This is a genomic window from Chryseobacterium sp. 'Rf worker isolate 10' (assembly GCF_050753305.1).
Classification (GTDB): Bacteria; Bacteroidota; Bacteroidia; order Flavobacteriales; family Weeksellaceae; genus Chryseobacterium.
In genome coordinates this window covers 469,126-483,028 of the sequence record NZ_JBOZOF010000001.1, presented here as the reverse complement: position 1 = coordinate 483,028, position 13,903 = coordinate 469,126, and the positions used below count along the sequence as shown (strand labels likewise).

At 36.8% G+C, this 13,903-nt stretch carries 15 protein-coding genes; 3 read left to right on the top strand and 12 right to left on the bottom strand.

Annotation, left to right across the window (positions count from 1 at the left end; translation table 11 throughout):
• Positions 1 to 220: 220 nt before the first annotated feature.
• From LKL37_RS02085 to LKL37_RS02050, 8 genes are all read right to left on the bottom strand, one after another.
• A complete protein-coding gene (locus LKL37_RS02085; protein WP_431608931.1) occupies positions 221 to 1,093 on the bottom strand; it encodes a ChaN family lipoprotein in 873 nt (290 codons plus the stop codon).
• Positions 1,094 to 1,211: 118 nt separating this feature from the next.
• Entirely contained in the window at positions 1,212 to 2,240 is a 1,029-nt protein-coding gene (locus LKL37_RS02080; RefSeq protein WP_431608929.1) for a hemin-degrading factor, read from the bottom strand.
• Between the two features lie 4 nt (positions 2,241 to 2,244).
• Positions 2,245 to 2,895: a class I SAM-dependent methyltransferase gene (locus LKL37_RS02075; RefSeq protein WP_431608928.1), complete on the bottom strand. Its 651-nt coding sequence runs from the start codon at positions 2,893 to 2,895 to the stop codon at positions 2,245 to 2,247.
• A gap of 2 nt (positions 2,896 to 2,897) precedes the next feature.
• Positions 2,898 to 3,671: a heme ABC transporter ATP-binding protein gene (locus LKL37_RS02070; RefSeq protein WP_431608927.1), complete on the bottom strand. Its 774-nt coding sequence runs from the start codon at positions 3,669 to 3,671 to the stop codon at positions 2,898 to 2,900.
• Positions 3,671 to 4,711, bottom strand: coding sequence for a FecCD family ABC transporter permease (locus tag LKL37_RS02065; RefSeq protein ID WP_431608926.1), 1,041 nt, complete (start codon positions 4,709 to 4,711; stop codon positions 3,671 to 3,673). Before LKL37_RS02065 ends, LKL37_RS02070 begins: the two co-directional genes overlap by 1 nt.
• Complete coding sequence (locus LKL37_RS02060) at positions 4,695 to 5,573, bottom strand: heme/hemin ABC transporter substrate-binding protein (RefSeq protein ID WP_431608925.1); 879 nt, start codon at positions 5,571 to 5,573, stop codon at positions 4,695 to 4,697. The genes LKL37_RS02065 and LKL37_RS02060 overlap by 17 nt, the downstream gene beginning before the upstream one ends.
• A gap of 21 nt (positions 5,574 to 5,594) precedes the next feature.
• Complete coding sequence (locus LKL37_RS02055) at positions 5,595 to 6,710, bottom strand: HmuY family protein (protein WP_431608923.1); 1,116 nt, start codon at positions 6,708 to 6,710, stop codon at positions 5,595 to 5,597.
• A gap of 16 nt (positions 6,711 to 6,726) precedes the next feature.
• Entirely contained in the window at positions 6,727 to 8,832 is a 2,106-nt protein-coding gene (locus tag LKL37_RS02050) for a TonB-dependent receptor plug domain-containing protein (RefSeq protein WP_431608922.1), read from the bottom strand.
• 95 nt (positions 8,833 to 8,927) lie between these two features.
• Between LKL37_RS02050 and LKL37_RS02045 the strand changes: the two genes are divergently transcribed.
• On the top strand, positions 8,928 to 9,734 hold the full coding sequence (locus LKL37_RS02045) for a choice-of-anchor J domain-containing protein (protein WP_431608921.1): 807 nt from the start codon (positions 8,928 to 8,930) through the stop codon (positions 9,732 to 9,734).
• 195 nt (positions 9,735 to 9,929) lie between these two features.
• Positions 9,930 to 11,222 (top strand): T9SS type A sorting domain-containing protein, encoded by a 1,293-nt coding sequence (locus LKL37_RS02040; RefSeq protein WP_431608920.1) that lies wholly within the window; start codon positions 9,930 to 9,932, stop codon positions 11,220 to 11,222.
• A gap of 134 nt (positions 11,223 to 11,356) precedes the next feature.
• On the opposite strand, the gene LKL37_RS02035 is transcribed toward LKL37_RS02040, so the two are convergent.
• The 4 genes from LKL37_RS02035 to LKL37_RS02020 form a co-directional block, all read right to left on the bottom strand.
• The gene (locus LKL37_RS02035) at positions 11,357 to 11,647 is read right to left on the bottom strand and encodes a putative quinol monooxygenase (protein ID WP_047376912.1); all 291 of its coding nucleotides are present in this window, start codon (positions 11,645 to 11,647) and stop codon (positions 11,357 to 11,359) included.
• 88 nt (positions 11,648 to 11,735) lie between these two features.
• On the bottom strand, positions 11,736 to 12,623 hold the full coding sequence (locus LKL37_RS02030; protein ID WP_431608919.1) for a sulfite exporter TauE/SafE family protein: 888 nt from the start codon (positions 12,621 to 12,623) through the stop codon (positions 11,736 to 11,738).
• Between the two features lies 1 nt (position 12,624).
• Positions 12,625 to 12,750, bottom strand: coding sequence for a hypothetical protein (locus LKL37_RS02025; protein WP_431608918.1), 126 nt, complete (start codon positions 12,748 to 12,750; stop codon positions 12,625 to 12,627).
• Positions 12,751 to 12,890: 140 nt separating this feature from the next.
• Positions 12,891 to 13,298 (bottom strand): RrF2 family transcriptional regulator, encoded by a 408-nt coding sequence (locus LKL37_RS02020; protein WP_431610426.1) that lies wholly within the window; start codon positions 13,296 to 13,298, stop codon positions 12,891 to 12,893.
• A 160-nt stretch (positions 13,299 to 13,458) separates the two neighbouring features.
• On the opposite strand from LKL37_RS02020, the gene LKL37_RS02015 reads away from it, so the two are divergent.
• Positions 13,459 to 13,887, top strand: a complete 429-nt coding sequence (locus tag LKL37_RS02015) for a DUF4268 domain-containing protein (protein ID WP_431608917.1) — start codon at positions 13,459 to 13,461, stop codon at positions 13,885 to 13,887.
• The last annotated feature ends 16 nt before the right edge of the window (positions 13,888 to 13,903 follow it).

Genomic DNA, 13,903 nt, shown 5'->3' with positions numbered 1-13,903 from the left:
AATATTGTGGAGTAAAAATGATTATTTATCCATGAATTTTAAGTTTTGGCTAAAGCCGTTGAATTTTTTAATTAAAAATGGCCGGGCTAAAGCCCGACCCTATTGAATTCAATGTAAGTTTGATTTTTTGTCATTCTGAAAGGAATGCAAATGGAGTGAAGAATCTCATAATAAATTAACAGCGAGATTCTTCCTTCGTCAGAATGATATTTTTGTAAGATTAAAAAGTCTTCGTTATATCTCCCGGAATAATCAGATTGAAATCTGTAGGGATATAATCTTTGGCTGGTACTTTCAGTTCGGGATCTTCTGATTCAAAAACAGAGATAACCGCCATTTTCAGATTAGGATTTTTCTGTTTGATATACCAATAAATTCCACCAAATTCTTTGCTGTGATAGTTTCCGTTGTAATGGATGAAAGTTTTTCCGGCCTGGTAATTTTTCAGGATAGATTCAGCCATTGTGGCGTCTTTTGTTGCCTGAGCTGAAATGAAATTCATCACTTTGGTTCCTTCTGCATGATCTCCCATCATCTTTTTCATTTCCGGATATCCCGGAGTATCTAAAGTAACTTTGATAGGCAGCTGTGCAATGTATGTCTTCTCTTTTTCGCTTAATTTATTTAAAGATTCAAGACCTTCTTTTGCCGTCTGAGAGGCATATCTTCTTGGAATATTGGTTGCAATGAAATTCAGTTTTTTATCTTTGGCAAAATCTACCAAAGGTTTGTAATCTGTTGCATAATTGTTCCATAGGCGGGCTGAGTCTTTCAATGTTTTAGCATCAAACTTTCCGTTTAAATACTGATCCAGCTGAGCCTGATTGTCCCTTTCAAACATTTCTGCTCCTAAAATAAGCTGACCGTTCTTTTTTGCAAACAGCACTTCTGTAATTTTAAGCTGAAGCCAGTGATTGATGGAGCTGTTATGATTTTCACCAAAAAAGACCACATCATAATCTGCCAGTTCTTTTACCAGCTTTTCTGTCTTTACTTCTTTTCCTTTTTTATCATAAAATTGATACGCCTTAAAATCCTGTGCCTTTAATGAACAGAAACCGACAAGCAGTATCGCTATGAAAATATTTTTCATTTTTATTTTATATTTAATCACAAATTACACAAATATTTCGGCACACGCAGATCGATGCAATAAAAAAGACCGCTTTGAATTTTATAAACAAAACGGTCTCATTCAAATCATCTAATTATTATTTCTCTAATTCTGCTACAAGATCCTTCCACTCCTTAAGTTCAGGAATTCCCGGTTTTCTTTTTCCAAAGAACTGAACAATAAAGTCTCCTTCACTGTTGAATACTTCGATAGCGGTTACTTCTCCATCTTCAGTTGGTTTTTTAACGATCCATGCTTCTGCAATTTTCGTTACATCAAGGTGTAAGTTGAAGTCAGGATCCATTACGTTGAACCATTGCTGGTGCCAAAGTGTTTTTTTCACATTTCCTGTGTGGATCTGGATAATTCCTCTGTTTCCAACGAAAACCATGATCGGTGTATTTTTTTCAGAAGCATCTTCAAGGATGTTGACTACTTTAGCATTATCAATTTTCTTAGCAAATCCTTCCGGTGCTAATCTTAATGCCTGAGTTCTGCTTACTCCGTATTTTCTGGTCATCATGAAGAAATCGTGAGTATCTTTCAGTTCTGTCCAGGCTTTTTTGAAACCTTCCACATCAATGTCTGAATCTGCTTTTTCAGCCTGTTTTGGAGCTACTGCTTCAAAAACCAATGCCTGATTCTGATCTTCTGCTTTGAATTTTTCTACGATTGCACCGAAAGCAGCTTCATTACTGTCTTTCGTTAAATAAATTTTGTGAAGTGCCAAACCATCTTTTCCGAAAAACTGAAGACTTTTCTTGTCTCCTTCCAGTACTGCAAAAGCAAATTTCCAGTGGTTAAGAAAAATTCTAAGGTCAATATCTTCACCCACAAAAAGCTGTGCATGCGGACTGCTGAAATCTCCGTTCAGATATGTTCCTTTTCTTTCATGAACACACTCATCATTACGCGTAAGAGCCATTACTTTTCCTAATTGTTCAGCTTCTGTAAGGATTCCCTGGAAATCCGGGTTCAGGACAGTTACACCTTCTCCGATGCTTGTTGCCAATAATTCTGCCTCACTTACTTCTAACTGTGCTGCTGCATTTCTTATTCTGATATGTGGATTTTCTGCTTTCAGAGCTTCCCATTTTTCCTTTAAATCATTAACTAATGTGCTCATTACTTTACTTTTTTATGGTTAAAATTGTATAAATTCTTTGTATAGTTTCTTTTCCTGTTTTACTTTTTATTTCTTCTTCTTTTTCAGAAGTTTTCATTCTTTTAAAGCGGCTTTTGGAGATGAGTTCTTCCATTTCACTGTTGCTGTATAAGGTGAAATCATATTCTGTAAACGGCAATTTTTCCATGAATTCTCTCTGTCCGAATGTAAGAACGAATGTTCCGTCATCTTTTAGAACCCTGTGAATCTCGTTCAGAAATTCTATCGGATTTTCCCAGAAGTAGACTGTGTTTACGGTGAATATTTTATCAAAAGATCTATCCCGAAAAGGGAGCTTTTTACCTTCATACAGAACAAAATCTGCTTCGCTTTCAAATTCTTTATTGAGCCTTTTGGCTTCATTGTGCATGGTCTCAGAAATATCAATTCCTGTATATCTGAGGTTTTTGGCAAGACTCATTATACTTTTCAGATGAGCGGCGTTACCGTGTCCTATTTCAAGGATCTGCTGCTCGTCATCAATCACCAATGTTTTGATGCTTTCCAACGTCATGCTGATGTTAGTAGCATTCATCATTTCACCAATCTCGAGGCCTTTTTCACCCTGAGGATTGGCAAGATTCTGTGCGAGGATTTTGAGTTCTTCTTTTTCCATGGTTATCCAAAAATGATCATTGGGTTATTGGTAATAGGGTGTTCGCAGATGGTACAGGGAAAACTATAAGCATTGCTGATATTTTCTGCAGTAAAAACTTCCTGTGGCGTTCCATAAGCAGAAACCTGTCCTGATTTCATTAATAAAATCTTATCTGCAAACTGTGCAGCAAGGTTCAGATCATGCAAAACAACAATGGCACTGTTAGCTTTTTTTGTAAATTTTTTGATAATTTCCAATGCCTTATACTGATGTTTTATATCTAAATTATTCAAAGGTTCGTCCAAAAAAACCAGTTTGTGCGCAATTTCATTCTCAAGCTGAGCCATTACTCTTGATAGATGTACACGTTGTTTTTCTCCTCCCGAAAGGGTGTTGTATTCTCTTTCTTTCAGATGAAAAATATCGGTTTCGTACATCATATTGTTCATGGCTTCCAGATCTTCTTTTCCGGGCTGGGCATCGAAATAAGGATACCTTCCCATCATAATCACATCCTTTACTTCAAGTGGGATATCGTTGCTGTTATGCTGTGAGAACTTTGCTTTGTGCTTTGAAAGTTCTTTGATATTCCATTCTTTAATAGGTTTATTTTTAAACAAAACCTTGTTATTGCCGGATTTCACTTCATCTGCCAATACGCTCAAAAGACTTGACTTCCCTGCTCCGTTGGGTCCTACAATGGCCAGAAATTCACCGTATTCCAGAGAGACATCTATCCCGTCTAGAATTCTGAATTCTTTATGTTTATAATTGATCTGGTGTGCCTTGATCATTACAGTGATTTTTTAAATTTAACCAAAATAGCGATAAAAATAGGTCCTCCCATTAAGGCTGTTAAAATTCCGATGGGCAGTTCTGACGGTGCTACAATACTTCTGCTGAAGGTATCTGCCGTTAGTAACAAAATGCTTCCGCACAGCGCTGATAAGGGCAGAATAAAAGCATAATTGGATTTGAATAAAAGTCTTAAAATATAAGGTACAATAAGACCTACAAAACCAATAGTTCCTGAAAATGCCACACAGCTTCCTACCATCAAAGCTACGATGATGATGATCTGCTTTTTCAGTCTTTCCACATTGATTCCCAGATGCTGCGCATCTTTCTCTCCCAGCATCATTGCATTCAGTGCTTTTCCCTTTGGGAGTAAAATAATGTAAGCAATGATCATTACAATAGCCAGAATGATATTCTTCGTCCAGGTTGCCGCTGCCAGACTTCCTAAATTCCAGAAAGTAAGATCTCTGAGCTGCTCATCTTTTGAAATATAGATCAAAAATCCGGTGATTGAAAAACCAATAGCGGTTATGGCAACTCCGGTAAGCAGCATCATGACTACATTTGTTTTTCCTCCGCTTGTTGAAATTCTGTAAACCAGCATCATTGATAAAAAAGAACCGATAAAGGCTGCTATTCCTACCAGTGAAAATTGTACAGCTTCAGGAAGATACTCTTTGAAATGTCCTCCTAAAACAATCGCAATTGCTGCCAGCAGAGTTGCTCCCGATGTAAGTCCTATTAAATCTCCCGTTGCCAGCGGATTCTTGAAAAGTCCCTGAAGACTCGTTCCTGAAACCGACAGCATACTTCCTACTAAAATGGCCATGATAATTCTGGCTGCTCTTACGTCCCAAATCACATATTTATCACTGAGTGATAAACTGGAATCTCCTTTTATAAATTGCCACAGTGCCATGAACGGAGACTTTTCTCCAAAATCATAAACACCTGTATTAAGTGACAGTACTGCTATAATGGCAAGCAGTACCGCACTTATAATAAGATAAAAGTATAGTTTACTTTGTGCTTTCAATTAAAAGTTTGTTTAATCCTACTGCTGCTTCTCCTACTCTTGGTCCAAAACCTGATACTAAACCTCCGTCCATTGCGATAATTTTCTTATTCTTACCAGCATTGGTTTGAGATACTCCCGGCATCTTAAGCGCTCCTTCATTTCCTCCTGCTCCTTGTAAACCAGTTTCAAAGAAGAATAGTACGTCAGGATTAGCTTTTACAACCGCTTCCGGTGTCAATGGTTTGAAATCTTCAAAATCTGTTACTGCATTTTCTCCGCCTGCAAGGGTAATCAATGAAGCCATTGGTGTATTTTTACCGCTAACCATCAGCATATTTCCTCTTGCGTAGATGAACAATACTTTTGGTTTTTTAGCAATAGGCTGTACCTGTTTCAGATCAGCGTCAATTTTATCGTTTAATTTCTGATAATCTGTATTTCCGATAGCTTTTGCAACCTGCTCGATCAGTTTTTTGGTTCCGTCAACCGTGTATTCTTGTTTGAAAACTTCAGTTTTAATCCCTGAAGATTTGATTTTTCCCATTAATTCCGGGTTGATATCTTTATCAGAAGCCAGAATCAAAGTAGGGTTTACAGCCATGATTGGTTCAATCGTCATTGATCTCATGTGTCCTAAATCTTTAGCAGTAGCTTTTAAAGAGACAGGATAAGTACTTGTAACATCTGTTGCAACGATTTCTTTCTCGTGGCCCAGAGCTGCTACAATTTCAGTAATTCCTCCGTTTAATGTTACTATTTTATTGTTGGTTTTTGGTGCTTCAGAAGTAGCTTCTGTAGTATTTTCTTTTGCTCCTGCTTCTGCTTTTTTGCAAGAATATACTGCTACAAGAACAGAAGCTGCAAGGATGAATTTTTTCATGATATACTATTATTTGATTATTTATAAAGGTTCAAATTCAAAATTGGTGTACCCGCGGTCTCCTTTTGTGTTTTTCATTGTATTGAATCTCAATTTAAAATAGAAACCTTCGGCATCTTTTAATACAAAGAAACGGTCTGCATACACAAAAGGAACAGGGTTGGCTGCTGTACCGGTAGTGGTTCTCCATTTATCTCCGATTGCTCTCTGGTCATTGAAAACAAATTTTGCAGGCTCTACATCTTTCAGCTTAAATGCATTGTATGCGGCGTCTAAACTTCCTGTAACACTTACCTGATAAGCACCTACACCATTAAGGGTATTTGTCGTCACAAAATCAGCATAAAAATAACTTCCTGCGCTGGTTGTAGGCCCCATGAATACTTCATTGGTAAATGTTGTGAATGCTAAATCCCAGTTCTTTTTCTTAGGCTGAATCTTTACCGGAGTTCCTGTTTTCAGGTTGAAGAATGTAAAATTGTACTCTGTATCTTTGGTGATGATATATTCTTTGATATCTGTTCCTGTTGCATTCAAGTCTGCATAACGGATTTTGTATCCATTCTGAGCTCTAAGAATCTGAATTTTTTTCCATCCTCTCGCATCACCGGACAATGAAACAGAACCTGCTCCAATATTGGATGAAGAAGGTATTTCTCTTCCAAGATTGATCAGATAAACGGGATTATCAGCATCATTTTCTTTTATGGCATCAATCCCTGTAGTCTGAGTTAAGAAATTTCCGTTCGGATTGTCAACATATTTCATGTTTGCGGCATCAAATGTTCCCACCTGAGCGGTTTCTTTCAAACCTGCCACATCTGATTCTTTTACTTTACTGATATCTGTAGCATTGGGTATTTTAATGACGGTCATGGCAATAGATCCATTCATAGTAACCCTATATGCATCACCGCTATAAAAGCCAAGATCCCAAGCTGTTCTGCTGTTGGAAGCAGGATTGGTATAGTCGCTTAAGTCGATCCAAACCTGATTAGGCTCAGTAGGACCTCCAATTTGGACATTTACTTCAGACCCTGTCATGGGTGGAACCGGAACCGGATCTTCATCTGCAGAAAGACAAGACTGTGTGGCCACCATGATAGAAAGAATAGAAAATATTTTTAAATATTTCATAATAGTAACTTATTATTTAAAATTGAAACATTAATCTGGCAAAATAGCTTCTGCCATAGTATAAATTAACAAAACCATTCGCTGCTGTATGGGCTGTCCCGGCAGTTGCAGTAGAGTTGAGTCGTGTTACATCAAATATATTTTTCACTCCGGCAGAAATTTCAAAATGCTTGTTCCAGAAAGGCTGGCTCACAATGAAATCCATCATATGAAAACTGTCTATCTTTCCAAGGCGGAAATCATTGGCTCCGTCTGATACATACAGCCTGTCCGGACCTGTGAATTTATAATAAAGAGAAAAATTGGTATCGGTATTTTTCATTTTGTAAGTTGCTGACGCACCTGCCTGTACCAAATACTGGAAGTCTGTAGGAGAAGAAGATTTCAAATCATTCATCGATACAGAAGTACCGCTTACAGACCCTCTTAAGGATAAAGCAAACTGATCCTTTCTGAAATCTACATTCGCAGAAACCAATAGGTTTTTATAATTATTAATATTCATGTATTTGTAGGTGGATGGCTCTTTTACCATCACCATTTCAATCCTGTCACGCACATCAAGATATAATGCATCTACTCCGTAAGCGATTCTCCAGTTATTTTCAGTGGCAAAATTCTGATCCCAGAAAAGTCCGGCCGAGAATCCTTTTTCAGGATTTAGGTCAGGATTTCCCTGCACATCATGATTGATATTTACAAAATACGTATACAGCTCTTCATATTTAGGGAAACGGTTTGCCGATCCTGCGACTGCTCTAAGGTTTGAATTCTCAGAAGTTTTATACCTGGCAGATAAAGAGTAGTTGTATTGATTATTAAAGTTTTCGCTCAAAGAAAGTCTTACTCCTGGTCTTAAAGAGAATTTATCTGAAACATTCCATTCTGCAGAAAGGAAATTGGAATATGTAAATATCTTTCTTTTTACTGCTTCACCAAAGAAGTCTCCTGCAATAAGTGCAGCATATCCGTTCGTATAGTCTAATTCATATCCTAACTGGAAGTCAAAAACTTTACTATCCAGGAAATTACTGAACATCCCTCTTGAATAGATAACATCTGTTTTATAATAAGATCTTTCTTCCTGTCTGCTTTTCACAGTTCTGTTCGGAATATCATAATTATAATCGGAAAATTTTCTATCCTGATTCTGATAGGAGAAGTCTCCCATATAGCGGATGTGCCCCAGATTGGTCTGAATATTAAATTGGTGAACCCAACGGTCTGTATTGTACTCTCTGTCCCGGCTCTCGTAGGCTACTCCACCCAGCCCGTCATTAAGAGGATTTCTGTTGACTTCCGGATTATAGAAGTTGAATTTTTCATTCAGATAAGACAGTTTATAAAAGAATGTCGTCTTATTTTTAGTATATCTCAGTAATGCAGAAGCATCATACTGATCTTTCGGGTTCCATTCATATCCTCTTTGGTTATCCTGCCCGAAGTATTTGTACCCCTTACTCTCTCCTTCGTATCCCATAAACTGGTTATGGTTGAAATTAATGCTTGCAAACCATTCATTATTGATATTGTAATCTACATTCAAATTCTGAATATGTCTACCGTTTCCTCTTTTCTTAAGATCATACTGGTCTCTTACCGTTTCCTCCTGCAATGAGCCTCTTACACTGATCTTTTTTGTACTGCTTTTCTTTGTAATAATATTGATTACCCCTGCTACTGCGCCATTTCCATACTCCACCCCCATACTTCCTTTTACAATCTCAATCCTCTCTATATTGCTTAAAGCAATTTTGGTAAGGTCAATATTACTTCCTAATCCTGTGTCTCCTACTACCGGAATATTGTCTATAAGGATTTTTACATAGTCACCATTAAGTCCCATTATTTTGGCGGTAGAATTTCCTGAGCGTGAATCTGGAGTAATCTGTATATTAAGACTTTGATTTAAAACCTCGGCAACATTGGTTGCTGCCATATTTTTAATCTGCTCGGCATCAATAACGTCAACCTTATAGATAGATTTATTGATGGACTGCTGCATATACTGTCCTGTGATAACAACTTCTTCAATTTTCTTTTGATTAAGAGAATCCTTTTCTTGTGCATTCATCCAGAAAGCCACGGATAATGATAGAACGGAAAGCACTTTCTTCTTCATAAGGATACAAATTTTCGACAAATATAAAACTTTATTTAGACTCATTAAAAATAAATGTATATTTTTGTGGAATAATTCTAAATAAAAATAATCTCATGAAATTAAAATTACTTTTAGGAACTCTGATGCTTACAGCCGCTACTGCCAACGCTCAGCTGTCTAACATCAATGAAAATTTTAATAATTTTACCATTGGGAACACTACTTTTCCACAGTCTGGATGGTCTGCCATCGTTGCCCCTATAACAGGTGAATTTCCTCCTGTACCTCCAAGAATGATTGTAGCCGGAGATACTAACAGAGCTGTTCAGTCATATGCAGGAAATAACGCTACGGGAACATCTTATCTGATTACTCCACAAATTGAAACACCTACAGGAAATAAAACATTAACTTTTGATACAACATTAGTTGTTCAGTCTCCAGGTACGGGAACAATCCAGATAGGTGTGGCATCCAACCCTGCAGACATGGCAACATTTGTAGCTGTAGGAAGTCCAATCAGCGTGACTACGATTGGAACGATTCAAAATGTAAGTGTGAATATTCCTGCTTCTACAGGATCATATATTGTATTTAAATTTACCCCGACAGCTTCACACACTGCGATCCAGGTTGATAATGTTGTTTATAACACAACTGCTTCATTAGGGGTATCAGATAACAATAAATCAACGGAAAACTTCAGATTTGCATTGAGTTCTGATCAGTCTGCATTAGAATTTATTGCAAGAAAAGATCCTAAAAATATCCAGATATACTCTGCTTCAGGACAAAAAGCAGCAGAGGGAAAACTGAACGGACAAAGATTTGATATCAGTACACTTCAGACAGGAGTATATTTCATGAATGTTGAAACTGCAGAAGGAAAACTGATCCAATCAAAATTCATTAAAAAATAAGGTTTATTAGACTGTTATTGACCTTTACAAAGCCGGCAGGATTACTCCTGCCGGCTTTTTCTTACCCTCATTCTATCCTTCCAACGCTATCATTAAAATAAAAACACGATAAAAATCATGTTTTTATTTAGACTGATTAAAAATAATTATATACTTTTGTGGAATCATTCTAAATAAGGATTTAAAAAATAAGTTATGAAAACAAAACTATTATTGGCTTCAGTATTGGCAATGTCTGTTCAGCAGACTGTTTTGGCACAAACTGACGCATTGGGATACTCACAGGTAAATATGACAATGGGGAGCGGATACCAAAACAGAGTGTTCGTAAACCTTGCAGATGGTAATATGATTTCTCAACCTGCCAATAGCTGGGATATTGCTTTCTATAGAAACTCAAATTATGCATTTGGATCAAGAATAAATGATGCAAAAGATATTGAAGTATACACTGCTTCTACAAATTTAGCAGACTGGGATAATATCAACATCAACAATCTGCCTTCATGGGGAGCACCTCTTTATAATCCGGATCAGACGACCGACTGGAGCCAGGGAGCTTTTGAACAAGGTCCTGTAACATCTACAAACCCTAATCTTCCTTCAACAGGATGGGGAGTTTATAACCCTTTGAATCACCACATTGAGGGAAAAGCTATTTTTGTTTTAAAATATGCATCAGGAGCGTATGTTAAACTTGCCATCGAAGATGCTTTTGCAGGATATACATTCAGATATTCAAAATGGAATGGTACATCATGGGGAGCCACAGAAACAAGAACAATCGCTAACGGAACGGATGATTCTTACTTCAATTATTTCTCATTTGATACAGGAGCAAAAGTTCCGAGCCTGGAACCATCCAGAACAGCATGGGATTTTGTATTTACCAAATACTACACTTTCTACATGGGTGTACAGATGTATCCCCTTTCCGGGGCAATCCAAAGCCCGAACGTAAAAGTGGCAATGGTGCAGCCTGAGGCTCAGGAAACAGCAGCTTATACCATCCCTGCCACAGCGAGTCTTTCGTCTGCTATTACTACTGTAGGACACTCATGGAAAGGAATCGGAACTGTAAAAAATGATGTTGTATACTACGTTAAAAAAGGAAATGATTACTACAGAATGTACTTCACTACAAACGGTGGGGCAAGTACAGGAAATATGTATTTCAAATACAAAAAAATCACAGAAACACTGGGAATTACTGAAGTAGGCAAGAAAGCTTCTTTCGGTATTTATCCAAACCCGGCAACAGCAGATAAAAAAGTAACAGTTCTTTTTGATGTTAAAGAAAAGACAGGGAATAAAGGAAGCGTAGAAGTTTATGATCTTACCGGGAAAAAGGTATATTCTGAAGAACTTACCAACCAGGCAGGATTCTACAAACAGGATCTGAACCTTTCTACCCTTACTTCAGGGAATTACCTTGTAAAAATCACTTACGGAGGCTATTCGGAGACGAAAAAGCTTATCGTGAAATAAATATTTTTATTTTAATACTTTCTATTTTTTCTAATAAAAAGGCGGTTTCAGATTATTGAAACCGCCTTTTATTCTTCAAAGGCAAACAACTTTAAAAGCAGTTTTCTGATTCTAAATCCTTGTTTACAATCTATTTAGTATATTTTAAATCCTTTGTAAACCTCTGCTGAGCTTTCCATTATTTTGGAAGCATCTTTACGGAAATCCAAAAGGTGATCCTGACCGTTATGCCTGTTGTGATGCTCTACGCTTTCCCAAAGCTCGATCAGGAAGAAAGTTCCTTTATTGTCTTTATCTTCGATAAGATCATACTGCAGACAGCCTTCTTCTTTTCTTGTTTCTTTCACCAAATTCTGAAACAGCTCTACGGCATCCATCAGATAATTTTCATTAAACTTAAAAAGTGCAATGATATGTAAATTCATGTTCTATTATTTAATGGTGTAAAAGTAAAATATTTTCAAAACCGAATATCTTTTTATTCCTTTTATTTTTCCACACCAGGCAATATTTTTAATTAAAAACTGATTTATAAATAGTTATAGAACTCATCACAATCACCAATGTTCCGATAATCACAAACATTTTCTTTACAGGAAGCCTGGCAGTAAGCATCGCAGAAAAAGGTGCAGTAATAATTCCACCAATTAAAAGTCCGAGAATGATATTCCAGTGCTGGATTCCAAGGGTAAAGAAAAAAGTAACAGCAGCAGTGATGGTAAGAATAAATTTTGCCACTGTAGAACTTCCTACAGCAAATCTTGGAGTAAAAGCATTTTTAATCAATGTTCCGGTAACCAGCGGCCCCCATCCTCCACCGGCAAAAGAGTCTATAAAACCGCCGATTACTCCCAGTCTCGTCAGATTCGTTTTTCTTTTCAGGGCTTTGCTTTGTTTTTCTTTAAAAGCATTGGACAGAATCTGGATTCCGAGGTATAAGGTATAAAAAGCAATTAATGTTTTGGTGATCTTTGCATAATATTCTCCAAGATAAGTCAGACTTACAGCGCCGATTACAGCACCAATTACCGCCGGAACTGCCAGCTTTTTTACCAGACTTTTGCTTACGTTTTTCAGTTTGATGTGGCTGAGACTTCCTGCAGCTGTTGTAAAGCTTTCTGCGGAATGAATACTGGCACTTACAATATGCGGTGGAATATTCAGAAGCAGAAGTGTTGTGGTGCAGATCACACCATACCCCATTCCCATTGATCCTGCTACAATTTCAGCAAAAACACCTACCAGAAGCATCCAATAAAAAATGTAATTATCTTTTGCTAAAATAGAAAGGAGCTCATCCAGATATCCCAACTCGTACATTGAAAAAACAGCAATGGATAAAATAGCAGCTGTCACAAAAAGGACATTAAGCCTTACCTGAATTTTTCTTGAAATCACCATATCACAAACTCGTTTTAGTCCATATTACTTCATTAGCAGCATCTTCAATATCAAAAATAGATGCCGGCTGCCTGTACATGTTTTTTTCTTCGGGTAAAATAGAAACAACAGCCGAATGCACTGTCATGATCGAGGGTGTAAGCTTTTGTAATTGGTTTGCCTCTTCTTTTGAAATCATAATTTATTCATTTGAAGTATTGCAAATATCTGATAAAAATATTTATTCTACAAAATAAGTAGACTAATAATTCAAAAAAAAGGATCAGGTCAGTCGACCAGATCCATTAAAGTTTTACTTTCCAGAATATTCAGCGAAGCATCCCGAACTTCAATCAGTACATCATGAAGTCCGCAGTGATCTTCATTGCAGTCATCACATTTTTCATAGAAATTCAGGCTTACACATGGAAGCATGGCAATAGGACCATTCACAAGGCGGATGATCTTGGCCAGTTTCACATTCTCAGGATTTTCTTTGAGGAAATATCCCCCACCTTTTCCTTTCTTACTGTCAAGAATGTCTGCTTTTTTCAATTCAAGCAGGATATTTTCTAAAAACTTTAAGGGAATCTTTTTGTGTTCCGCAATTTCGGAAATAAGAATTGGGCCATCATTTCTTTTTTCTACAAGATATGAAAGCGCCTTAAAAGCATATTGAGATTTTTTTGAAAGCATTACAGCAAAAATAAGAAAATAGTTTAACATTTGAAAAAGCACACATTTATAAATTGATTTGCCTTTTTTTACGCTTTTTCTCATATCTGTATTATCCGTAATTTTACGGTTTTCAATGCCCGTTTTTGCCTTTCTGCTATTAAATCGTTATGTTTGCGATATGTTCAGCAAACAAGAAGCACAGCAATTAAAAAAAGAATTTTGGACTGCTTTTGGAAGATCCTTTCCCAGAAAATGGATTCTTTATGACACCAAAATCAAGGACATGGCATTTAAATTTTCTGCCGACAACAAAAAAGCGGAAGTTTCTCTGGATATCGAAATGAAAGACGAAATTTTCCGAAATGCCTACTACGAAAAGATCTGGTCTCTGGAAGATATCTTAAAAGATTTTATTGGAGATTTTCAAAAAGAAGAATACTTTACCATGGAAAACGGCAAGATTATCAGCAGAATATGGATCGAAAAACATGGAGTTTCCATTTTTAATAAAAATACCTGGCAAGAAATTTTTGAATTTTTTGTGGACAAAATGGACGGTTTCGAAAGGTTTTATTACGAATATGAGGATTTTATAAAGGATATTTAATATACTTACGAAATAA

Coding starts and splice junctions, on each gene's coding strand:
- LKL37_RS02085 (WP_431608931.1), bottom strand. CDS start 1,093: ATGAAAAATATTTTCATAGCGATACTGCTTGTCGGTTTCTGTTCATTA.
- LKL37_RS02080 (WP_431608929.1), bottom strand. CDS start 2,240: ATGAGCACATTAGTTAATGATTTAAAGGAAAAATGGGAAGCTCTGAAA.
- LKL37_RS02075 (WP_431608928.1), bottom strand. CDS start 2,895: ATGGAAAAAGAAGAACTCAAAATCCTCGCACAGAATCTTGCCAATCCT.
- LKL37_RS02070 (WP_431608927.1), bottom strand. CDS start 3,671: ATGATCAAGGCACACCAGATCAATTATAAACATAAAGAATTCAGAATT.
- LKL37_RS02060 (WP_431608925.1), bottom strand. CDS start 5,573: ATGAAAAAATTCATCCTTGCAGCTTCTGTTCTTGTAGCAGTATATTCT.
- LKL37_RS02055 (WP_431608923.1), bottom strand. CDS start 6,710: ATGAAATATTTAAAAATATTTTCTATTCTTTCTATCATGGTGGCCACA.
- LKL37_RS02050 (WP_431608922.1), bottom strand. CDS start 8,832: ATGAAGAAGAAAGTGCTTTCCGTTCTATCATTATCCGTGGCTTTCTGG.
- LKL37_RS02045 (WP_431608921.1), top strand. CDS start 8,928: ATGAAATTAAAATTACTTTTAGGAACTCTGATGCTTACAGCCGCTACT.
- LKL37_RS02040 (WP_431608920.1), top strand. CDS start 9,930: ATGAAAACAAAACTATTATTGGCTTCAGTATTGGCAATGTCTGTTCAG.
- LKL37_RS02035 (WP_047376912.1), bottom strand. CDS start 11,647: ATGAATTTACATATCATTGCACTTTTTAAGTTTAATGAAAATTATCTG.
- LKL37_RS02030 (WP_431608919.1), bottom strand. CDS start 12,623: ATGGTGATTTCAAGAAAAATTCAGGTAAGGCTTAATGTCCTTTTTGTG.
- LKL37_RS02025 (WP_431608918.1), bottom strand. CDS start 12,750: ATGACAGTGCATTCGGCTGTTGTTTCTATTTTACCCGAAGAAAAAAAC.
- LKL37_RS02020 (WP_431610426.1), bottom strand. CDS start 13,298: ATGCTTTCAAAAAAATCTCAATATGCTTTTAAGGCGCTTTCATATCTT.
- LKL37_RS02015 (WP_431608917.1), top strand. CDS start 13,459: ATGTTCAGCAAACAAGAAGCACAGCAATTAAAAAAAGAATTTTGGACT.